We start from the raw sequence: 21,921 nt of genomic DNA, 5'->3' as shown, positions 1-21,921 counted from the left end.
CCCCCCTTATTTGTCAGAAAAAATACGTTTCTGACGACGACTCTTTGTCCAGAAGAACACTCCACCGCCGATGATTAAAACGGCTCCTCCCACTGTGGCTAATGTCCCCACTGGGAAACCGTTGCTTGTGGGTTGCGCTAGAGTCTCTTCCGCATCCTCTTCTTGGGGGGTACTTTGAGTTTCAGCTTCAGTGTCGGCTTGAGTTTCAGCTTCAGTGTCGGCTTGAGTATCGGCTTGAGTATCGGCTTCATCAGTGGGAGTGGTGGCGGTGTCTGAACTCGTTACCGTGTCGGCTGTTTGGGTTTTCCGAGATTCAGCATAGAGGGATAAACTACCCTGAGTGACGAGTTGTTCGCCAATGGATAACCCTTCGGTGATTTCGACCAATTCCCCTTCCGTTGCGCCAAGTTCAACGGGAACGGGTTCATAGAAACTTTCATACTGTACGAAGGCTAACGGCTGGCCATCGTTATCCACTAAAGCCGTCATGGGAACCAGAACCCGAGACGTACCATCAGCTGCTGGGGTAATGGCGGTGACTTCAATCCCGAGGAGAGCGTCGGTATCTGTGTTGACGGGAACCCGGTCAATTCCGCCTTCAGCCTGAAATTCGTCCCCATGTCCAACATGAGCCAGGGTGAGGGTGGGTGCGCCGACGACTAGGCTGAGCGCGAATAGGGGGCCAATCATAGAGCCAATCATAGATGTTGTATTCATCAGCGTTCCTGCAAAGAAGATCGGTTTGTCTGGTAAAGCCGCTCTAGTTTGCCAAAGGGTAGATGAAATCCAGGTGAAATCCCCCCCCTTTTTCTGCCACGGTCTGCTAATCTCGATCGCAGTCGTCTGCTAGAGACATCAGATTGACGCTGTTTGGTCTCTCACCGCTCACCATGCGAATTCTGTTAGTTGAAGATGAAGTTGAATTAGGTTTGGCGATTAAGCAAGTCCTAGTCAACGAGAAATATGTGGTCGATTGGGTGGCGGATGGGATTCAGGCTTGGGATTGTTTAGAGAGTCAATGGACGGATTACACCGTTGCAATTATTGATTGGTTATTACCCGGATTATCGGGGTTAGCGTTATGTCAACGTATCCGCTCTCAGCGGAACCCTCTGCCGATTTTGATGTTAACGGCTCTCGGACAACCGGAACATCGAATTACGGGTTTAGATGCGGGGGCTGATGATTATTTAGTGAAGCCTTTTGTGATGGCGGAGTTATTGGCTCGATTACGCGCACTTCAGCGGCGATCGCCGACCCTTCAACCTCAAACCCTGACTGTTGGTGCGTTCTCTCTCGACTATGCCAATAATACGATCTGTCACCGATTCACCCAACCGCCACAAATGATTCCCTTAACGGTCAAAGAGTTTCAGATTTTTGCCTATTTAATGCAACATCCTGATCGAATTATTCCGGGGAGTAAACTTCGTTATCAACTTTGGGATTTAGACAACGAACCGATTAGTAATGTTGTCGCGGCACAGATGCGTTTATTACGGCGGAAATTAGCTCGTCATGGCTGCGGCTGTCCGATTGAAACTATCCGAGGCCAAGGCTATCGTTTTAATAGCACCTTGTTCATGGAGTCATGAATAGCTATCAACTGTTTCGCCGTAGCAGAATCCGTCTTGCGCTCTGGTACACTCTAGTTATGGGAGGAATTTTAGGGTTATCGGGGTTTGGGGTGTATCGCTCCCTAATTCAGTCGAATTGGACGGCGATGGAACGGGAAATGGAGTCGATTGCCGGTACACTTCATGATAGCTTAGAACCCATGCTCCCCCAATCGGGAGATCTCACGGGTATCCTACAACAAATTTTTCCCGACTTATGCCGACAAGGACAACCTTGTAACCATAATCCAACCTTAATTCAGCGCCATACGATTGGCATTAGCGATCGCAGTACCTATTATATCCGGGTGTTCAATTATCGCGGCGAACTTTTAGCGTTTTCCCCTAACCATCCCCTCCCCTTACCTCAAACGTTAAACCCGACCACTTGGCAAACTTTTCGCAGTTCCAGGGGGACACGCTACCATCAATTTACGACGATTCTTCATAGTGGTAAGCTGAACTCTCAAACCGCAGTACAGTCGAATTCCTCTTGGGGATATATCCAAATTGGTCGAACGTTGGCGACGTTTGATGCAGAAGTTAACCGCATCAGATGGATTTTAGGTCTTGGTTTTCCTCTGGCGTTAACGTTAGTTGCGGTTGCGGGTTGGTGGCTGTCGGGATTAGCGATGCAGCCGATTTACGAGTCTTATCGACAGCAACAACAGTTTACGGCTAATGCGGCTCATGAGCTTCGTTCTCCCCTGGCGACTCTTCTGGCTACGATTGAGGCGATTGTACGGGTTCCTCCCTCGAATCCTCAGCAAATGCAGACGATGCTACAAACTCTTGAACGACAGGGACGACGTTTAAGCCATTTGATTGCGGATTTACTGTTTTTAAGTACTTTGGAACATCAGTCTTCAAGCCAAGTGTTTGAACCCTGTTGTTTAAATGATTTAATTGATGATTTAACGGAGGAATATGCAGAATTTTCAACGTTGGCGGACATCAATTTAAGGCAAGAGGTTCCGGCTGAGGATATTTATGTGTTGGGTCATGAGTCTCAGCTTTATCGTTTAGTGTCAAATTTAATCGCGAATGCGATTCAATATACGCCTAAAGCGGGGGACGTTGTGGTCAGTTTAAGGGTCCGCGATCGCACCGCTTGGATGACAGTCCAAGATACAGGAATTGGCATTGATCCGGCTGAACAAACTCGGATTTTTGAGCGGTTTTATCGAGTCGATAGCGATCGCTCTCGACAAACTGGGGGGACGGGATTAGGTCTCGCGATGGCACAGGCGATCGCCTATCATCATCAGGGTTCTATTATGGTCAAAAGTGAACTGGGACAAGGGAGTTGTTTTATCCTGGAGTTACCTGGAGTCATCAAACCTAAGACGCGGCTTCCCTGAAATCCCAAAGAACTCCGCATCAGGAACCCAGCATCTCGATGTCTTGAATCCGGGATGATACTGGGAGTATGATTGTTTTTGTCTAGCGTTGTTCTTTGCGGACAAGTTGGCTGAAGGCCGCTAAGGTTTGGGAGTAGCGAAGGTCCGCGACATTTAAGAGGTTATTATGTCCCGCGCCTTCGACCCAGAACGACTGTTTGGGGTCATTCGCCGCCTCATAGAGGCGTTCCCCATGCCAGATGGGAATAATCTCATCTTCGGTTCCATGAATAATCAAGACAGGACTATAAACATCCGCCATTTTGTCGAGATTATTGAATTTATCAAAGGGAAATAGACGCGCTCGTGTCACTACCCGAAAGGCACTGACAAAACCACTCTCAACCGCCAAGGCGGCAACAGCTTCTCGGGAGGCTAAATCCACCGAGGGACCACTGCCGACGGAACGACCATAGACGAGAATATGACTCGGGGAGATGTTCAGAGTTTCGGTCAGGTAACGATAGGCGGCGTTAATATCCCGATAGCTGTTATATTCCGAAGGACTCCCCTGACTGGTTCCATAACCTTGATAATCGTAGGCGAACACCCCAAATCCAAAGCTTTGTAATTCTGCCAATCGTGGCAAGATCATGCCTAAATCCTCAGCGTTTCCATGACTATAAAGAATGGTATAGTCCGCTTCAGCTTGGGACAGGTAAACCGCTGAAATCTCCGTGGTTTCGTCCACCGGCAATTTAATGATTGCTTCGCTGTCACTATAGCTGGCTGGAGGAGGCAAAAAAATCGACCGCTCGGTGCCAAAGTAGGCATAGAGGCAGATGCAGAAGTAGATAAACAGAACAGAAGCAATCATGCGTTTGAGCGAAAATTCACCGATGAGATATCGTCGCATTTTTTATTTAAAGACGAATTAAAGACTAATTATGTCCTTGAATTACGTGTTTGATGCGCGTTAGTGCTTCGAGGTTAATAAAACCTCGATAATACCCACTTCGATTAGACATCCCTAAATAAACAGTGTGATTAGGTTTCGGAAGTCGAGAAAACCGAGGAGAGATATTAATATAAACCGAGGCACTTTTAACACCTAACGAAAACTGACAACTTTCTTGATAGGACTCGGTGACTAAACAATCGGCATGACCACTACTATGTTGGTTAATCCAACGCATTCCATCGTCGAGGCTGTCCACCCGTTTAAAGGCAATGGTTTTGGTTAAATAGGCTTGTCGCCACTCGTCGGGTTCTGCTAGTTCTAGGTCAGGAAATTCCCCGACCAGCGTTTCATCGCCGCGAATTTGAAAGCCTTTATCCTGCAATCCATTCCAGAGACTGAGCAACGATGAGGGTTTTTGTTCGGGGTGAATCAGGACTTTTTCGATCGCATTGACTGGATCCGGTTCACTTTGATGACTATCCCAAATCATCGAGCGAACCAGGTCAAGACTACCGCTAGGCGACCAATACAGGTAACAGTTACCGATCGCAGAACGCAGAACGGGAACGGTGGCTTTTTCCACAATCGGCTGCACTAAACTCTCGCGGCCATGGGGAATGATCAGACTCAAATACCGGTCTTGACTGACCAATTCGCGAACAGAGGTTCCCGTATCAGAGGGGAGGAGTTCGAGACAATGATCCGGGAGTTGGCTATCGGCGAGGGCCTCTTGCAAGACGTTCGCGATCGCGATATTGGAGTGACTGGCTTCGGTACTGCCTTTCAAGACGAGGCTATTCCCGGTTTTCAGACACATCCCCGCCGCAATGGCCGCCAGTTCTGGGAACGCTTCATAGATGAGGGCGATGGCCCCGAGGGGCATCAGTTGACAGTAGGTTTGAGCTTGTTCAACCTGGAAGGGAGCGTTAATCACCCGCCGAATGGGGTCTGGAAGCTCGCTTAAACAGTGCAGAATATTGATGGCCCCTTGGACTCGTTCCGGGGTCAATTTGAGCCAATCCAGGAGCAGTTCCGGGACGGCCATATCGCGACTGGCTTCTAAATCCAGGGTATTGGCTTCGAGGATATCGCTGGCGCGATCGCTCAAGGCCTGGGCCATTAACCGCAGGGCCTGCGATCGCTCGCTACTCAGAGTCTGTGACAACTCCAGGGAAGCTTGATGAGCGCGACGGACGGCCGCTAAAGGATTCTCGCTAGTCTCAATCTCAAATGAGTCGTTCGCCATGACGCTAACGTCGGTATGCCAACCAAACTAATACTGCGGGCAACACTGCTAAGAGTACCACTAAAATAATCCAAGGCAGAGTATTGGCCCCAACGGATAACCGTAGAGCAATGGGCAACCAGACAATGGCTAAGACTAACACGACCCCCACCGCTAGGGGAAAGTACATATCTTTAATCCCGGTTCTCGCTCGTTTCCAGTGAGTTCCCGTCCAACGCCACATCTGTTTATAGGGATAGTGGGTGGAGAGTTGCTCAATTGAGAAGCCGCTGTCATCAACCACAAAAATTTGCTGACAGCGATCGCATCCCAAGGCCTCCGTCAAGGTAATTGGCTTCAAATGGCCGGGACGGCGACAGGGACACGGGTACTCGCGATCGAGTTCGATTTTCTCTCCTTTGGGGGGATACACCAATTTAAAAACCCTCAACCAGTGCTTGTTTACAGGGTTGGTGCTGAGTCGAGATTCAGGCAAAACTCAGCGCCTCAGATTTGGCAAAACTCACACGGGACAATGACCTCAGAAGTTGATCCCGCCGCCGCTCAATTCTAACAAAAACCCATGTCAAGTGATGATTACCATTCAGAATTAACCGTCCAATGGTTTTATCTCCACGGCTTGGCCTCAAGTCCCCAGTCTCGGAAAGCTCAACGACTGCGCGATCGCCTCAGGGAACAAGGACAAGTCCTACATCGGGTCGATCTCAACCTGGGCGGCTTTTCCCAGCTTACGGTCAGCCGCCAAATTCGCCAGGTTTCGGCGCTGATTTCCCCACATTCTAGGGTCGCCCTCATTGGCTCCAGTTTAGGGGGCTTAACGGCGGCCTGGGTCGCCCAGGAGAGCGCCCATGTCGAACGACTACTCCTGCTCGCTCCCGCCTTCGGCTTTCCCGATTGTTGGCTGACTCCCGCACAATTGCAGCATTGGCAAGACTCAGGGTATCGGGACATTTACCACTATGGCGAAGGGCGATCGCTCCCCCTGCATTATCACTTCGTCGAAGACGCACGCCGCTACCTACCCCAAGGCCTCACCCATCCCGTTCCCACCACCATCCTCCACGGAATCCATGACGAGATCATTCCCATCCAGGCCAGCCGCGACTACGCCGCCACCCGTCCCTGGGTTCACCTCATCGAGGTCGACAGCGATCACGCCCTAACCCACCTCGATCGCCACCTCTGGCCATCCCTCCTGAACCCTTAACAGCAACCAATCCCCCCTATTCCCTATTCCCAGTTCCGGTGTTCCCTATTCCCTCAACCATTCAACAACGCCTCAACAAACTCATAACTCGAAAAGGGGCGCAAATCTTCAATCCCTTCCCCCGCACCAATAAAGCGGATTGGTAAACCCAACTGTTTCACCACCGCCAGAGCGACACCGCCTTTAGCACTTCCATCGAGTTTTGTCAAGACCACGCCACTCAATTGAGCCGCTTCCGCAAAAACTTCCGCTTGACGTAAGCCATTTTGTCCCAACGTAGCATCGAGAACTAAGAGAGACTCAATTCGACAATCGGGGGCTTTTTTATCGATAATGCGGCGAATTTTGCTCAACTCTTCCATCAAGTTTTTCTTATTCTGGAGCCGGCCCGCCGTGTCAATCAGCAACAATTCCGTGTTTCGGGATGTTGCGGCGGCGATCGCGTCAAAGACGACGGCCGCTGGATCGGTATTTTTACCAGGGTTGGCGATGACGTCGGTATTACTACGTTGTCCCCAAATTTTGACTTGCTCAACGGCGGCGGCCCGGAAGGTGTCGGCGGCTGCAATCAGACAGCGATAGTCGGATTTTTGGGCCAGATGAGCGAGTTTACCGATGGTGGTGGTTTTTCCGGCACCATTGACTCCCGTCATTAGCCAAATGTTGAATTGGTCTTTCTCGGGGATGAAGTCCGGCTCGTAGCCATTTTGGTAGGGTTGGTCGAGCAAGTCCCGTAGAATTTGCTTGAGATAGGCGATCGCCTCGTCGGGGGGAAGACTCTCGGCTCGTAATTTCTCTTGTAGGGTTTCGATCACGAAATCCGTCGCCTCAATCCCAACGTCGGCTTGCAACAATAAGGCTTCGATTTCAAAGACCGCATCTTTATTCAGCGGCCCCTGACCCACGATCGCCTTTAATTGGTTAATCAGTCCTAGACGGGTTTTCCCTAACCCCTGACGCAGTTTTCTGAGCCAAGTAATCTCTTCGACGGAGATATCCTCGGGTTTACGTCCCTGAGCGGCCAGGACTTCTGCAGACCAGACAAAGTTTTCGTCGAAGCTGATGGCCGGTTCAGGTTCGGCTTCGGGTTCGTCTTCAACTGGGGTTTCGATCGCCTCGGCTTTTAACCGTTCGAGTCGTTCTTGACGCTCCTCGCTCGCTTTCATCCAAGCGGGAACCGTCTCAGCTTCAGGTTCTGGCTCAGGTTCTGGCTCAGCTTCCGGCTCAGGTTCTACGGGAGTTTCGGCAACTGGCTCAGCTTCCGGCTCAGCTTCCGGCTCAGCTTCCGGCTCAGCTTCCGGCTCAGCTTCCGGCTCAGGTTCTACCGGAGTTTCGGCAACTGGCTCAGGTTCCGGCTCAGGTTCAGGTTCCGTCTCAGGGGAGTCTGTTGTGATGGTCGTCCCCTGTTGCTGTTGAATATTCTGATACGCGGCTTTGGCCCAAGCGAGATAGTCCTCTTGGGGAGATGAGTCAGATGTCGGTTCAGACTCAGCCGTCTCCTCCTCGACAGGCTCAGAGACATCCTCGGACTCATCCGCCGTTGTCGCCTCTGGACTGGGGGGAGTTTGCTCGGGTTCGTCTTCTTGACTGCCGCTGCGATCGAATTTACGACGAAACCAGTTAAAAACCATAATGCGCGTATTAAAACTAGACGAGTTAAAGGGGTTAACCTATGCGATCATAAACTGGAGCGGGTTTCTGAGGCGATCGCATCATCAGATTGCCCGTTTGGCTCCTCTTCCGGGCGATCGCGCAGTTCCACCAGGCGGCGTAATACGCCATTGACAAAGCGATAGGCCTTCTCACTACTGTAGCGTTTGGTGAGTTCGACGGCTTCATTAATGGCAATCTGATCCGCCGTACCGACATAATAAAGTTCTGCGGCAGCTAAACGTAAGATATTCTGCTCAACATGGGGGAGTCGTTCGAGTTGCCAATCGACAATGGTGCGATCGAGGCGTTCATCAATCTCTTGGCGATGTTGCACCACCGCCAGCAACAGTTCCAAGGCGTAATCTCGAACTTCGGCTTGATTGGCCAACTGGACAAATTCCGGGAGTTCGATGGCCATTCCCAGGCGATCGATGGCGTGGCGAGTCAGTTCCATCGCCTCGCTCAGACTCGCTTTTGAGCTAGTGATATCACTGTCGCGGATCTCCTCATCCATGAGGCGATCGTAACCCCGCTTCAGTTCAGCCGCCGCCGTCTCCAGAGACTCATGAACCTCCAGCGTCATGGCCCGAACCGCCGCCACAATAAAATCATTCAGTTGATGTTGGCTGAGTTTACTAGAACGTTTAGGAAGTTGACTTAGACTCAACAAAGCCAATTCACGGGAGATGCTACGAGCTTGCATTTTAAGTTAAAACTGTCAGTTAAAAATGAATAAAGCGAAAAGGGAAACGTCAGACTCAATCCGGCACTGAACGCTGAGAACACCGTCACAGTTGAGACGGTTCAAGGATGAAGCCTCAACCCTGAACCGGGGGACTAATTCCCCTTACCCTTCAACGGTTTCGGCATCCTCTTCAATCACAGGGACGTTGGTCTCAATCTCCGACTTGTTTTTACGACGGGAGAGCAGTTGTTCTAGGGTCGGCCGTTGCGATTCAGCCAGTGCTTCCGGCGGTGCGGGACAGACAATTCCACCAGAAATTAGGATCTTAAACGCATCTTCAATCGAGAGATTAACGTTGATGGCCTCATGTTCGGGAATAATAGCGTACCATCCCGACGTCGGGTTGGGGGTCGTCGGGACAAACACACTCAGCATCGACTCCGACATATGGCTTTGAATGCTGCTGCTGATCGTTCCCGTCACGAAACCGATGGCCCAGATCCCCTTGCGGGGATATTCGATTAAAATGACCCGACGAAACTTGCTATTTGAGTCTTGTAGGAGTGTCTGTAAGAGTTGCTTTAAGGTTTTGTAAACCGATCCCGCCAGGGGAATCGCTTGGACTAGAGTTTCTCCAAAATCGAGTAGCCAGCGGCCAACGATATTTCGCGCCATCAAGCCAATCAAAAGAATCCCCAACAACGGAACAGTCAACCCCACCAGGAGATTTAACAGATTCACCAGAATTGGGTTGAGTCCATCAAAGGGATTAATTTGCTTAGGAATGCTGGTTAAAAAGTCAATCGTCCAGTTGGCAATGACCAAGGAAATCCAGATGGTGGTAGCCAACGGAATAATAACCAGCAATCCTGCGATTAAATCGTTTTTTAAATCTTGCCGTAAACGTTGCAGCACGGATACCTTACTCTCATCCAAAAGAGCGATAACTGAGTTGACGGACCTCATCCCCTAAACCGGCGTCAACCAGCGCCAGGGCTTACGGATCGCCGTTAAACGTGATGTCCTTATCTTAGAAGATGTGAAGAATTGTTGCAAAGGGGGCAGGACGGCCAACGGAGGTCGCGACTCGGGCGACTCGTTGAGGGGATCGCTAATCTCCCTAGTTCAAGGGTAACATCCATCGGATCGTCCCTAGGGACCCAACCCATCAAAAGGGGGTTTTGACGACTGAATTTTTTTCCGAAGAGGGTGGCTCAACGCCATCGCTGACTGGCTTGGGTCGAGGGGGGACATAACCTTGTTGTTTCAACTCACGGACTTTCAACAAGATTAGATATTCATAAAATGATTGTAAGGTACACCAAGCAACGCCGGCTTGTCCGTCGAGAAAACCACCGAGAAAGATGTACATATAGAGAAAACGCACCAGGGGACGCAGAGGAAGCCTCAGGGACAAGTCTTTCAAAGCTCGTCGCCGCTCGACTTCCGTGGCCCCCCAGAAGAGGTTGCGCCATTGAATTTTACCGTAGTGAAGTTGGCGCAGGGTTTCTTTGGCCTCATCGCTCGAATAGCGGTTATGCTTTTCAATCCAGCGGTTTAACCCTTTCCCACAGGTATAGTGGGGATAGGTTTCGTGTAAAAAGGAGGTCGGGCCATCACAGACTTCTCGTTCAGTATGGCCGTAATCATCAAACCAAACTCGATCCTTGCGGAATAAACGCAGTTGGTAGCGGGGGTATTGGGTGCTGTGGCGAATCCAACGCTCCATAAACATGACTCGTTCGGCCACATAATAGCCGATAACCTGGTCTTGCTGAGTCGCGGCCAGGCATTCGGCGAACAGTTCGGGAGTCATCCGCTCATCGGCTTCTAGGATATACACCCACTCATGGCGGGTGGGAATCGATCGCAGCATCCAAGTCCGCTGTTTCCCATGGCTTTCAAAGGCGTGTTGCTCGACACGAACCCCATAACTCTGAGCAATCTCGACGGTGCGATCGCCACTAAAAGAATCCACAACGATAATATCGTCTGATCCTTGAGCTGACTCAATACATTCAGCAATATCAATTTCTTCGTTGTAGGTCAGGATATAGATCGAAAACATAAACTCGGGGACAACAGCATAGAGTAAAAAAAAGGAAACCGAGACGGTGTCCCCTCGCCAATTGGCTCAAAAAGCCTAGAGGCTGGACACCGTATTGGTTTGAACAGACCCACCCCAATCTGAGAATCGTTTAACCTAGTTAGCCGATGGTGCTTGGCGTGTGGCCCGGCGGGGACGCATCATACCCTTGAGTCCAGTCCAGCCGATGAGAATGTAGCCAATGGCCAACAGCAGCGAGCTAGTCCCAATGCGGAACGCCGATTTCCACGCCGCCAGACGGGTCTGTCTTTCTAGTTCTAACTCTCGCTGGCGGATTTGTCCGCCGAGCTGTTCGGGAAGTTGTGCCGCCTGCTCGTCTAAAAAGCGATCGATCTCCTCAGGATTTTCCTGTGAGGCTTCCAACAAGGTTCGCAATTGCTCAGGAGTTTCCTGACTGTCCAAGAGTTCGTTCACCTGAGCCGGATTCTCTAAAAGGCCTCTCAATTGGTTTTCGAGTTGAGTGCGTTGTTGAGTGACTTGTTGTTGAAACTCCTCACTCCCTAACTGCATGTTTAACTCGGTTTCTGCTTGACGTGCTTGCTGCTGGATATCCTGTAGACGAGTGCTGCTTTGCATCCGCACATCGTTAAAGTGAATCGCTGTCACTAAAAGAAAGACCACACCGAGGACACTTGAGAGAATTAGCCCCCAGAAGCGCAAATCCTGCCATTTTTTACGAGGTAGAGCCGTCGCCGCACCGGAAGTATCCATCCAATATCCGGCAAAGGTTAGGGCAATCCCAATCATGGGGATGATACCGCGATCGACAATCGTTGAGGCGAACTGAAGTCGCCAAGGTAAGTCTAAGGGTTGATAGGGAGCCGGGATAATCAAGACGTCAACCAAGGCCGACAGAATCAACAATATGCCGACGACTTTCAGGCTTCGTGCTGCTAGAGATGATGGTTTACGGGAATTTGAAGTTTTCATGATATAGGTGGTCTTAAAGCGCTTCTTTTCTAAATTAGCCGATTAGACTGATTTTGCGTAAAATCCGTGACTCTGACTCATTTAAGCCGATGACTGAGTTACGTTTTATGAACTTTTCTTGATTTTGGAGCCGACCGACTATGGTTGTAGATCATCGCCCTCAAGTCCGCCAGGTGTTGCTGGTCACCTTGGCCCTGAATCTATTAGTGGTCATCATTAAGGGAAGTTTAGGATGGTGGACTGGCTCTCTGAGTTTAGTCGCCGATGCGCTCCATAGCACGACCGACAGTGCCAGTAATGTCCTAGGATTGGTGACGAGTCAGTTATCCTCTCCCAAACCCGATCGCGAACATCCCTATGGACATCAGAAGTTTGAAGCGATCGGTGCGTTGGGAATCGCAGCCTTTCTCGGGGCGGCATTTTTCGAGATTCTCAAGGGGGTGCTCGAGCGTTTGTTGTCCGATGAGAACCCCGTGACGATGTCTCCTGTGGTTCTCTGGCTCATGCTCTTTGTGTTGGGGGTTAACATCCTGGTCACCTACTATGAGCGACGAGTTGGGATCAAACTCGGCAGTAAAATTCTCATCGCCGATGCTCACCATACCATGAGTGATGTCTGGATTACGATCACGGTCATGCTCGGGTTGATTGGCGTTATGCTCGGGTATCCTCAATTGGATATTTGGCTGGCGGTTCCCGTGGCTGGGTTGGTGTTCCGTAGTGGTTGGGAGGTGTTGCGGGAGAATCTACCCTGGTTGATTGATGAGATGGCGATCGCCCCCGAAGCCATCCATAATCTAGTTATGGAGGTTCCTGGAGTCATCAATTGCCATGAGATTGCCTCACGGGGACTGATTGGTCGCCAGCTTTTTGTGGAAATGCACGTCGTCGTTGATGCTCAAGATTTGGCAACGGCTCATGGTATCACTGAAGATATTGAAGCGAAACTTGAAGATCGTTTTTCCCCCATTCGCCTCACGATTCATATGGAACCGCCGAACTATCAATCGGAGAAGATCAGTTACGGCGAGGACTCCGAGAATGGTAAAGATTGTTGATGGTTTGGGGTCTTCTGCGTTTAGGGTGATCAGGAGAATTTATGACAGATTACATCCGTTGCTGTAGGGGCGAAAAATTTTTCGCCCCTACTCCGCGAAAAATTTTCACCCCTACAATTTGGTATCCCATGCTATATCCAGAAAGACCCATGATTTGTTTTAGATGATGGATGATTAGCCGTTAATTCCTACATCAAATAATATGCCGAAAAAATCTGCCCTAAACCACCTCTGGGAGTCTGCAACGTCTAATTCTCAGGTCTTCGACCCCCATCGCCTGACTCATCTTCCCGACCCCGTACAACGCTACCTGAACCATAGCATCGCCCCAGGAACACCCCTGGCCACCGCCGTTCGCCTGCGGATGCACGGCCAGATCAAACTCAACACCTGGACTCCCTTCCAAGCTGAACAAGTTATCGCTTGGGATCAGGGCATGATTTGGAGTGCAACGGCCTGGATGAAGGGCATCTTACCCATTTTTGGGGCTGATTCACTCGTCAATGGCGGCGGACGCTTAGCGTGGAAACTCCTAGGACTGATTCCGGTGATGACGGCGGATGGAGAGGACATTACCCGCTCAATTATTGGACGAATGCAAGGCGAAAGCATTTGGCTTCCCTCGGTTTTAGCCAATGGCGATCGCCCCTGGACAGTCCTCAATGACCGGGAGATTGAAACCCCGATTCACCTATTGGGAGAAACCACGCGGTTACGATTACAGCTTAGTCCTCAAGGACAACTCGCACAAATGAGGTTTCAACGTTGGGGAAATCCTGATGATACGACCTATGGCGATCGCCTATTTTCCGGGGTCATGGAGGCAGAAACTGAGGTCAGTGGCTATCGAGTTCCGAGTCAGTTTTCCGTCGGTTGGGGACAAGTTGAGTCAGACAATCTCGACGAGACGGCCTTTTTTCAGGCGACCCTCGATCGCATCACCTACCGCTAAACCAACCGCCTCATTAGTCCAAGACACTCAACTCGCTCAACCCCGTTATCAACAAACCGTAACTCTCCACACCTTAAACGGCAAGTTTCCGCAAATAGGGAAACGACGCAGCCAAGAAAAATAAGCTTAACTGAGTAATCACAATACTCGGACCCGAGGGTAAATCAAAAAAGGCGGATAATACCATCCCTCCCACGGCACTGACCGCACCAATTATGGCAGAAATAACGATGTAATGGGAGAATTTACCCGTCATCAATTGTGCGGTACAAGCGGGAGTAACCACAAAGGCACTAATCAGCAAAACACCAATCGCCTTAATCGAAATCGCCACCACCAGGGCTAAGAGCGTTGTAAATATCATGCGATGGATTGAGACGGAAATTCCCCGAGCCATCGCCAACTCTTCATGGAGTGTCACTAACATTTGTGTTCGCAAAGTCAAGCCGATAAACACAATACAGACTCCGAGAAGAACAGAGCTAAACAGCAAATCTCCAGGACGGATTGCCAGGATATCTCCAAATAAGAGGTTGTTTAATCCTCCTTTATATTGACCCACAAAACTCAGGAGGATAATTGCCGACGCTAGAGACGAGGAATAGACGATATTTAATAAAGCATCAGTCCAGATTTTAGTTTTTTCTAATAAATACGATACGCCCAAAGCAAAGACAACCGCGAACGGCAATAAAACCAGAGTTGGATTAACCCCAAATAAAACCCCTAAACTAATCCCAAGTAGAGCGGAATGTCCTAAAGTATCACTAAAAAATGAGAGTTGTCGCAACACAGCAAAACTTCCCAAAAGCCCTCCAGTCGCCCCGGTGAGAACTCCTCCGATGAGGGCGCGGTGCATAAATGGAAGTTGGAATAAATCTGTGACACGAGCGATTTCAGCCGAAAAAGACATGGGAAATAATGGGAAATAATTAGAGGTTACGAATGGGAATGATGGTACGGCGATCGCTCGTTTCCGTAGGCGGCGACGAGGTTTTCCGGTGAAAGGGCGACGTCAGGAACTCCCTGACAGCGTAAGGTTCGGTTCAGACAGAGGACGCGATCGCAATGTCGCCGGACCATATCTAAATCATGGGAAACTTGCAAAATTGCCCAGCCTTGTTCTTGTTTCAACTGATAGAGAAGTTGATAAAACTCCGACTCACTTTGAATATCTAAACCCGCCGGTGCTTCATCTAAAATCAAGAGACTGCGGGGACGCACTAAACAATAAGCCAACAAAACTCGCTTCATCTCCCCACCCGAGAGACGGCTGATGGGTTGCGATCGCAAATGGGCCGCATCCACCCGTGCTAAGGCCTGGCGGACTTGGTGAAACCGCTGTCGTCCCCCCAGCCAAGGAAATCGGAGTCCAGGGGGGTCCCAACCCAGACCCACCAATTCCTCGACTGTAATCGGAATACGACGATCAAAGAGAAACTGTTGAGGAAGATAGGCCAGTTTCTCACGCACAGCAGAAGGGAGAGACCCCTGACGGCTCAACGCTTGTCCCAAGACAAAAATATCACCCGATTGTCTGGGTAAAATCCCTAATAATGCTTGAACCAGGGTACTTTTTCCCGCACCATTAGGACCCACAATCGCCGTGTCTGTTCCGGTTTCAAGGGAAAATGAGACATTCTGCACCGCTGCATAGGTCTCACGATAAACCGTTAAGTTTTCAACGGTCAGTACAGTATCACTCAAGCTTTCCCTCCGTTATCTTAGCTAGCATTAAACCAGTATTTTACCGCTAGATTGATGGTATCTGTTTGCGGTCTTTTGCAGTCTTTTAATGACTGACCCGGGCCAGCTCAGGTCTCTCAAGCTCCCACCAAGACTGAGCCGAACCCGCAAAGGCTGACTGGAGATTCGCCAAATTCTCACGCATCATCGTCAGATAGGCCTCAGGTTCCATATCCTCAGGACCGAAGGCCACTGCGACAGGACTAAAAATACTAACATTGATGTCTAAATCTCGGGCCAAAGCACTAAAGGTCTCTTGTCCGGCTTGAGGTTCAGCCAAAAGGGTTTTTAGATTGGTTTTGGCCACCTGTTCCGAGATTCGCTGTACATCTCCGGGAGATGGGTTGGATTCGGGGATATCCACCAAGAAATCGCTTTCTAAATTGTAGCTCTCGGCAAAGTAGGGGGCAAAGTCATGGAACACAATAAAGGTTTCTCCCCCATAAGGCTCTAAGGCGTTGCTAATGTCAGCATCGAGATCTCGTAACTGTTCAATATACGCCGCTGCATTGGCGGTGTATTCAGCCTCTCCCTCGGGATCATGGGTAATTAGACCATCGCGGATGTTTTCTACTTGTTGGATCGCTCGCTTGGGATCGAGCCAGATGTGGGGATTGTATTCTCCATGGTCATGTCCATGATCATGTCCATGAGCGTGGTCATCATCGTGGTCATGCTCATCGTGGTCATGCTCATCGTGGTCATCATCGTGGTCATCATCGTGGTCATGTTCGTGACCTTTGCTGTCCTGATTCGAGAGAACCGCGATTTCCTCACTGGTATCGATGATCAACAAATCGGGATTCTCAGCATTAGCGATGAGGCCATCGAGATAGAACTCCATCCCCAAGCCATTTTTCACCAATATATCCGCCTCGGCCAAGGTTTGAACTTCGGCGGGCCGAGCTTGATAGTCATGAGGATCAACGCCAAGGGGTAACAGTTGGGTAACCTCGGCCCGATCGCCGACAACGGCTTTAGTGAACTGAGTCATCGGTAGAAAGCTGGTGACCACTTGCAGTTCCTCGCTGTCGGCTTCCCCTTGAGGCGTTGCAGAGGTACTATCAGGGTCCGTAGCACAACTACTCAACCCGACTAGGGTAACAGAGGTGGCGATCGCCCACAGAGGACGACCCCAACGACGGGGTAAGTTCAGAAGCGTTGGTAGATAAGGAATAGACATAGCTGACGTTCTCGGTAATAGGATCGCAGATCGAGCTATTTTTGTGAATGATAATCATTATTGCAAACTTTGTGAGACTTTAGCAATCCCGCGAGAATCCTGCGTTTCTAATCTCCGATTGAAGCGCAGATGAATTGTGGCGGTAACGTGGCGGGTAAGCCGTTCGATCTGTTATCCTAGCATTAGCACAAAGCTAGCTATCTCTAATGAAAGTCGTCAAGCTGAGAATCTATCCCACGAAAGAGCAGGAAGTCGCCCTTGCGAAAGCCTTTGGCTGCTGCCGTTTTGTGTGGAACCGTTCTTTGCAACTGACGACGGAAGCCTACCGCCAAACCGGGAAAGGCATCTCGGGGATGGAACTCAAGAAAATGCTTCCCCAATGGAAGCGAGAGTTGGAATGGCTGGGAGACACCTATTCTCAGTGTTTGCAAAGTTCGGTATTAAACCTGTCGAGAGCGTTTATCAACTTCTTTGAAAGACGCGCTCGTTACCCACGCTTTAAAAGCAAGCACAGACGACAATCCCTTCAATACCCGCAAAACGTCAGACTCGAAGGCGATAAGTTGCATCTTCCCAAGATTGGAGAGGTGTACTGTCGGGTTCATCGCTGGTTTGAAGGGCAAATCAAAACTGTAACTATCAGTCGCAATCCTGATGGACGGTATCATGCTTCAATCTTTATCGACGATGGTTCGGAAAAACCCGAACCCAATGCTGACGGCAAAGCCATTGGCATCGATTTGGGGTTGAAGCACTTTGCCGTGACTTCTGACGGTGAAAAATACAACAATCCTCGTCACCTCAAGAAGCACGAGCGCAATCTCAGACGCAAACAGCGAAAACTGTCAAGGAAGCAACAAGGCTCGAACTCTCGCCAAAAAGCCAGACGGCTTGTGGCGCAGGTTCACAGCAAGATTGCCAACTCTCGAGCCGATTTTCTCCACAAGCTATCCCGCAAGATAGTCAACGAGAACCAAGTGATTGTGGTGGAAAATCTGGCCGTCAAGAACATGGTCAGGAATCACAGCCTTGCTAAGGCAATAAGTGATGTGGGTTGGGGTATGTTTTCGACCCTGCTCAAATACAAGGCTGAGGGAGAAGGGAAAGTCTATTTGGAAGTGGATCGATTTTTCCCCAGCACTCACCTTTGTTCGGCAACGTTGTTGCCGCTTCCCACGATGGGACTCGACGTGCGATCGTTTGAATGTCCGCAATGTGGGCAGATTCACGATCGAGACATCAATGCGGCAATTAATCTCAAAAACGAAGGCTTGCGGATCATGGCCTCGGGAACCGGGGCTTCTGCCAGTGGAGGGAATGTGAGACCAAAGGGAGGTCGAATTCGTTCGACACTTCCCGAGGCAATTCCCACTGAAGCTCGAAGCCACTCATCAATCGCCTCGCGATGATGAGTGGTAGTTCACATCCTCAAATCCTTAAATCCCGTTCTCTGAGGACATCTCCTAGAAAAATCCGGTTTTGGGGCGGCGTTGCTGCCAAATCAGCCAGTCTCCCGTATCTCCCAGAGCCGCCAAAGCCGTACCATCGGGGTTCCAGGCCAGAGCCGAAAAACCGCCCTCCGTTCCATCGAGGAGTTGCACCACCTCAACCGCATCTTGCCAAAGACAAATCGAGCCATCTTCCGAGGCCGAGGCCAGGAGTTGAGTGTGAGGTTGAAAGGCGATCGCACTAACGCGAGCATGATGCAGTTCCAACACTTGAGGATTCCAACCTTGGTCATCATCTTGATGTTTATCCCAGATGACAATCCCCTCACGACTGCTTGATGCTAACAGGGGTGCGTGTCCCAACCACAACTCGGACCAAGCCAAATCTCGCACCTTACCCGGAAAGCCTTGCATTTGCCAAGGATAGGGATTACCCATCGCCCAAACCACCAGAGTGCGATCCATATTCCCCGAGGCCAGATACTCCCCATTGCTAGACCAGGCGAGACAGAGACTAGCGGCGGGAATCTCATAGACTTGAGGATCATCATCCCAAGCCTGGCAACTCCAGACTTTAATCCCCTGATGGCCCCCCGTCGCTAACTGAGTGCCTTCGGGATGCCAAGCGAGATCCAACACCGAAGAGGCTTCAAACATCAGGGTGGTGACCACCTCCGCCGCCTCAGCATCCCAAACTTGGACATAAGGACCGACCCCAAAGGCCACCTCATTACGATGAGGATGCCAGGCCAGGTGTTCAACCCAGGCTCGGGCATTTTCCAAGCAAGTGATCAGTTGGGGAGACTCTCCCAGCCGCCAAATCATCACATCCCCGGCTTGTCCCCCAGCGGCCAGGAACTGTCCATCATGGGAGATCGATAGAGCATCAATAGACTGTCCATCGGGGTCTCGCAGCACCTGTTGCGGTCTGCCGTCGAGGGCAATGAGGACAATCTCTCCGGCGGCGGAGGCCATGGCCACTTGATGGCCATCGGGAGTCCAGGCCAGAGCCGTTCCATAGTCGCGCAACTGACCCCGACGTTCTTGTTTGAGGGGAGATTTCCTTAGACCAGACACGCGCGAAAATCCTCTCGTAACTGCGTTTCATCGAGATCGCGGCCGATGAAGACTAACTCATTTTTGCGGGTTTCCTGGGGCTTCCAGGGGCGATCGGGGGAACCATCGAAGAGCATATGCACCCCTTGAAAGACAAAGCGATCGTCTTCTCCATCCAGATTCAAAATACCTTTCATGCGAAAGATGTTCGGCCCCTGGGTTTGCAACAACTCACTCAGCCAAGCATTGAGTTTCTCAGCATCGACGGCCCCGGATTCCACTAGGGCGATCGATCCCACCGTCTCATCATGCTCGTGAGCATCTTCGTCGAGGAACTGGGGATCAACCTCCAGGGCTCGATTGAGATTAAAGGCCTTGACGCCGAGAATATCATTCATCTCAATGGCAGCATCTTGCGTGCGATAGACCTTGGCCATGATATTCATAGAACGGATGCGCGTTTCCAGGTCTTGTAACTCGGCTTCGCTGACTAAATCCGTCTTGTTGAGCAGAATCACATCGGCAAAGGCGATTTGTTCTTGAGCTTCATCGGCATCCCAGTGATCATGGATATGTTTGGCATCGACAACCGTGACCACCGCATCTAGGTTGAGCTGTTCCTGCATATCTTCATCAACGAAGAAGGTTTGAATCACTGGGGCGGGGTCCGCTAGTCCTGTGGTTTCAATCACTAAGTGGTCAAATTTATCGCGCCGCCGCATTAAATTACCAATGATGCGAATTAGGTCGCCTCTGACGGTGCAACAGATACAGCCGTTATTCATCTCAAAGATTTCTTCATCGGCATCAATCACCAATTGGTTATCGATACCTACCTCACCAAACTCATTGACAATCACGGCGACTTTTTTGCCATGTTCATAGGTGAGGATGCGGTTGAGAAGCGTGGTTTTTCCGGCTCCCAAATAGCCAGTCAGGACGGTCACGGGAACGGTGTTGAGCATGGGGGTATTGACCATAAATCTTGAGGCTGTGGCGAGTCGCGACTATTGTAAATGATAATTGTTTTCATTGTCGAGCCGTTCGAGATCCAGAGTCATCATCCAGAGTCATCATCCAGAGTTAACCCAAGCCTCTCGGGCCTGTTGCTGAACCTGTTGCCAGGGGCGTTGTTGTATACGGGCGATCGCCGCCACATCCTCATATTCCGGCTGAACATTGACCACCGCCCCACGTCCATCCGTGGCAATTTTGACGCGAACCGGTTGGCCGTCAACGGTGACCGTCTCAAGGCGACGATGGAGAATCGAACGCTGTTGTAGCCGTTGGCGAATGCCGAGAGTGGTGGTTTCTTGGAAAATCACCTGTTCACAGATCCCTTGTTTCTCGGGGGGACAAATCACCGTCAACAAGATTCCGGGGCGAAATTTCTTCATCTGAACCGGCTGAGTCAAGACATCCAAAGCACCCATCTCGAACAGGCGATCGCAGGTATAGCCAATCACCTGAGGCGTGGTGTCATCTAACTGAGTTTCCAAAACACAGACGCGATCCCCCCCCGCCAACCTCTCCTCGATTTCTCCCAACCACAGACGCAATAGATTCGGAATCGGCAACTCCTGAGTTCCCGCCCCCAATCCCGTGTGTTGAAGCCTCATCGCCGGAACCGAGCCAAACGACTCGGCCAACGTCACCATCAAAGCCGCTCCCGTGGGGGTGACTAACTCTCGCTGAATGCCATTGTCATACATCATCACCCCGCCCATTTCCAGCAGTTTCAGCACCGCCGGAACGGGAACCGGCAGCCGTCCATGAGCCGCTTTCACCGTACCGCCACCGCTAGGGAGAGCCGAACAAAAAATCTGGTCAACCTCAAACCAATCCAGGCCGATACAGGTTCCCACAATATCAACGATCGCATCCGTTGCCCCCACCTCATGAAAATGGACGCGATCGGGGCTAATTCCGTGAACAGCCCCCTCGGCCGCCGCCAAACGTCGAAACACCCTCAAACTCCAGTCCGTGGCACGCTGGCTCAAATTCGCGCCCTGAATCATCGTTTCAATCTCAGGCAAATGACGAGTGCCGTGATGGTGGTGATGATGCCCCTCAAACGTTGCCCCCTCAAACGTTGGCGGTTCTTGAGTGACCGTGGGTAACTCCACATGGAGCTTTAACCCCGCTTGACCGTTGCGATGGACTCGTTCAGCCCGCAACCCGAAAGCATCGGCCAGACCTAAACCGGCCAGTTGTTGTTCGAGATAGTCCAAAGGGAGGCCAGCATCGAGCAACGCCCCGAGACACATATCCCCAGCGATCCCCGTTGGACAATCAAAATAGGCAATGCGACGGCTCATCCTTAGCTCTGTTGCCCCCTTAACCCGGTGTGATAGCAAATCCAATGCGATTATAGGGTGGCAGGGCGCTCCAATGCACCCGATTGATCACCTTTCATTATTGCAACCCTATGGCAACCATTTACGAAGTTCATCCGGACACCCCGCAACCTCGACGAATAGAGGAAATTAAGGATGCCCTAGCTCAAGGGGCCGTGATGTTATATCCCACCGATACGGTTTACGCCATCGGTTGTGACATCAGCGTCAAGTCTGCGGTGCAACGAGTTCGTCAAATTAAACAACTGTCCAATGAAAAACCATTAACCTTTCTTTGCCCGTCTCTGTCGAACATTGCCAGTTATGCCCAAGTCACCGATCCGGCCTATCGAATTATGAAACGTCTTATCCCTGGGCCGTTTACCTTTCTGTTGCC

Annotated in this window: 22 protein-coding genes; 7 read left to right on the top strand and 15 right to left on the bottom strand. The window is 50.7% G+C overall.

All coding sequences use genetic code 11. The features are described from left to right. Nucleotides 1-6: 6 nt before the first annotated feature. A complete protein-coding gene (locus tag R6U67_RS00785) occupies nucleotides 7-717 on the bottom strand; it encodes a cobalt transporter (RefSeq protein ID WP_410250770.1) in 711 nt (236 codons plus the stop codon). Between the two features lie 173 nt (nucleotides 718-890). Here R6U67_RS00785 and rppA point away from each other — a divergent pair, with 173 nt between their 5' ends. Beyond that, nucleotides 891-1,595 carry a two-component system response regulator RppA gene (gene rppA / locus R6U67_RS00780; protein WP_410250769.1) on the top strand — a complete coding sequence of 235 codons (705 nt, stop codon included), beginning with the start codon at nucleotides 891-893 and terminating at the stop codon, nucleotides 1,593-1,595. Beyond that, nucleotides 1,592-2,977 (top strand): two-component system sensor histidine kinase RppB, encoded by a 1,386-nt coding sequence (gene rppB / locus R6U67_RS00775; RefSeq protein ID WP_410250768.1) that lies wholly within the window; start codon nucleotides 1,592-1,594, stop codon nucleotides 2,975-2,977. Before rppA ends, rppB begins: the two co-directional genes overlap by 4 nt. An 82-nt stretch (nucleotides 2,978-3,059) precedes the next feature. On the opposite strand, the gene R6U67_RS00770 is transcribed toward rppB, so the two are convergent. Genes R6U67_RS00770 through R6U67_RS00760 form a run of 3 tightly spaced genes read right to left on the bottom strand, consistent with a single transcriptional unit; the run spans nucleotide 3,060 to nucleotide 5,575 of the window. Then, entirely contained in the window at nucleotides 3,060-3,872 is an 813-nt protein-coding gene (locus R6U67_RS00770) for an alpha/beta hydrolase (protein WP_410250767.1), read from the bottom strand. Nucleotides 3,873-3,897: 25 nt separating this feature from the next. Continuing rightward, nucleotides 3,898-5,163: a glutamate-5-semialdehyde dehydrogenase gene (locus R6U67_RS00765; RefSeq protein ID WP_410250766.1), complete on the bottom strand. Its 1,266-nt coding sequence runs from the start codon at nucleotides 5,161-5,163 to the stop codon at nucleotides 3,898-3,900. 4 nt (nucleotides 5,164-5,167) lie between these two features. After that, nucleotides 5,168-5,575: a hypothetical protein gene (locus tag R6U67_RS00760; protein WP_410250798.1), complete on the bottom strand. Its 408-nt coding sequence runs from the start codon at nucleotides 5,573-5,575 to the stop codon at nucleotides 5,168-5,170. Between the two features lie 150 nt (nucleotides 5,576-5,725). Between R6U67_RS00760 and R6U67_RS00755 the strand changes: the two genes are divergently transcribed. Continuing rightward, nucleotides 5,726-6,370 (top strand): YqiA/YcfP family alpha/beta fold hydrolase, encoded by a 645-nt coding sequence (locus R6U67_RS00755; protein WP_410250765.1) that lies wholly within the window; start codon nucleotides 5,726-5,728, stop codon nucleotides 6,368-6,370. 53 nt (nucleotides 6,371-6,423) lie between these two features. Here the strand turns inward: R6U67_RS00755 and ftsY are convergent, their stop codons facing one another. The 5 genes from ftsY to R6U67_RS00730 form a co-directional block, all read right to left on the bottom strand. Beyond that, nucleotides 6,424-8,001, bottom strand: a complete 1,578-nt coding sequence (gene ftsY / locus R6U67_RS00750; RefSeq protein ID WP_410250764.1) for a signal recognition particle-docking protein FtsY — start codon at nucleotides 7,999-8,001, stop codon at nucleotides 6,424-6,426. 47 nt (nucleotides 8,002-8,048) lie between these two features. Next, nucleotides 8,049-8,726: a transcription antitermination factor NusB gene (gene nusB, locus R6U67_RS00745; RefSeq protein WP_410250763.1), complete on the bottom strand. Its 678-nt coding sequence runs from the start codon at nucleotides 8,724-8,726 to the stop codon at nucleotides 8,049-8,051. A gap of 144 nt (nucleotides 8,727-8,870) precedes the next feature. Next, a complete protein-coding gene (locus R6U67_RS00740; RefSeq protein ID WP_410250762.1) occupies nucleotides 8,871-9,623 on the bottom strand; it encodes a DUF502 domain-containing protein in 753 nt (250 codons plus the stop codon). Between the two features lie 253 nt (nucleotides 9,624-9,876). Next, nucleotides 9,877-10,776, bottom strand: a complete 900-nt coding sequence (locus R6U67_RS00735; protein WP_410250761.1) for a glycosyltransferase family 2 protein — start codon at nucleotides 10,774-10,776, stop codon at nucleotides 9,877-9,879. 135 nt (nucleotides 10,777-10,911) lie between these two features. Beyond that, entirely contained in the window at nucleotides 10,912-11,745 is an 834-nt protein-coding gene (locus R6U67_RS00730; protein WP_410250760.1) for an HpsJ family protein, read from the bottom strand. A gap of 140 nt (nucleotides 11,746-11,885) precedes the next feature. Here R6U67_RS00730 and R6U67_RS00725 point away from each other — a divergent pair, with 140 nt between their 5' ends. Then, nucleotides 11,886-12,803 carry a cation diffusion facilitator family transporter gene (locus R6U67_RS00725; RefSeq protein WP_410250759.1) on the top strand — a complete coding sequence of 306 codons (918 nt, stop codon included), beginning with the start codon at nucleotides 11,886-11,888 and terminating at the stop codon, nucleotides 12,801-12,803. Between the two features lie 202 nt (nucleotides 12,804-13,005). Further along, the gene (locus tag R6U67_RS00720) at nucleotides 13,006-13,755 is read left to right on the top strand and encodes a DUF6920 family protein (protein ID WP_410250758.1); all 750 of its coding nucleotides are present in this window, start codon (nucleotides 13,006-13,008) and stop codon (nucleotides 13,753-13,755) included. A 73-nt stretch (nucleotides 13,756-13,828) separates the two neighbouring features. Here R6U67_RS00720 and R6U67_RS00715 read toward each other — a convergent pair whose 3' ends face one another. The 3 genes from R6U67_RS00715 to R6U67_RS00705 form a co-directional block, all read right to left on the bottom strand. Continuing rightward, nucleotides 13,829-14,668 (bottom strand): metal ABC transporter permease, encoded by an 840-nt coding sequence (locus tag R6U67_RS00715; protein ID WP_410250757.1) that lies wholly within the window; start codon nucleotides 14,666-14,668, stop codon nucleotides 13,829-13,831. A gap of 26 nt (nucleotides 14,669-14,694) precedes the next feature. After that, on the bottom strand, nucleotides 14,695-15,462 hold the full coding sequence (locus R6U67_RS00710; RefSeq protein WP_410250756.1) for a metal ABC transporter ATP-binding protein: 768 nt from the start codon (nucleotides 15,460-15,462) through the stop codon (nucleotides 14,695-14,697). Between the two features lie 85 nt (nucleotides 15,463-15,547). Further along, nucleotides 15,548-16,684 (bottom strand): metal ABC transporter solute-binding protein, Zn/Mn family, encoded by a 1,137-nt coding sequence (locus R6U67_RS00705; RefSeq protein WP_410250755.1) that lies wholly within the window; start codon nucleotides 16,682-16,684, stop codon nucleotides 15,548-15,550. Nucleotides 16,685-16,890: 206 nt separating this feature from the next. Between R6U67_RS00705 and R6U67_RS00700 the strand changes: the two genes are divergently transcribed. Continuing rightward, nucleotides 16,891-18,093, top strand: coding sequence for an RNA-guided endonuclease InsQ/TnpB family protein (locus tag R6U67_RS00700; protein ID WP_410250754.1), 1,203 nt, complete (start codon nucleotides 16,891-16,893; stop codon nucleotides 18,091-18,093). 54 nt (nucleotides 18,094-18,147) lie between these two features. Here the strand turns inward: R6U67_RS00700 and R6U67_RS00695 are convergent, their stop codons facing one another. From R6U67_RS00695 to larC, 3 genes are all read right to left on the bottom strand, one after another. Continuing rightward, complete coding sequence (locus tag R6U67_RS00695) at nucleotides 18,148-19,209, bottom strand: WD40 repeat domain-containing protein (protein WP_410250753.1); 1,062 nt, start codon at nucleotides 19,207-19,209, stop codon at nucleotides 18,148-18,150. Beyond that, a complete protein-coding gene (locus R6U67_RS00690) occupies nucleotides 19,197-20,168 on the bottom strand; it encodes a CobW family GTP-binding protein (RefSeq protein ID WP_410250752.1) in 972 nt (323 codons plus the stop codon). Before R6U67_RS00690 ends, R6U67_RS00695 begins: the two co-directional genes overlap by 13 nt. Before the next feature lie 93 nt (nucleotides 20,169-20,261). After that, complete coding sequence (larC, locus tag R6U67_RS00685; RefSeq protein ID WP_410250751.1) at nucleotides 20,262-21,506, bottom strand: nickel pincer cofactor biosynthesis protein LarC; 1,245 nt, start codon at nucleotides 21,504-21,506, stop codon at nucleotides 20,262-20,264. Nucleotides 21,507-21,616: 110 nt separating this feature from the next. Here larC and R6U67_RS00680 point away from each other — a divergent pair. After that, on the top strand, nucleotides 21,617-21,921 hold a 305-nt coding region (locus R6U67_RS00680; protein ID WP_410250750.1), incomplete at its 3' end, for an L-threonylcarbamoyladenylate synthase.

Source organism: Sodalinema sp. (genome assembly GCF_046483825.1).
Classification (GTDB): domain Bacteria; phylum Cyanobacteriota; class Cyanobacteriia; order Cyanobacteriales; family Geitlerinemataceae; genus Sodalinema.
This window is presented reverse-complemented; position numbering and strand designations above follow the sequence as displayed.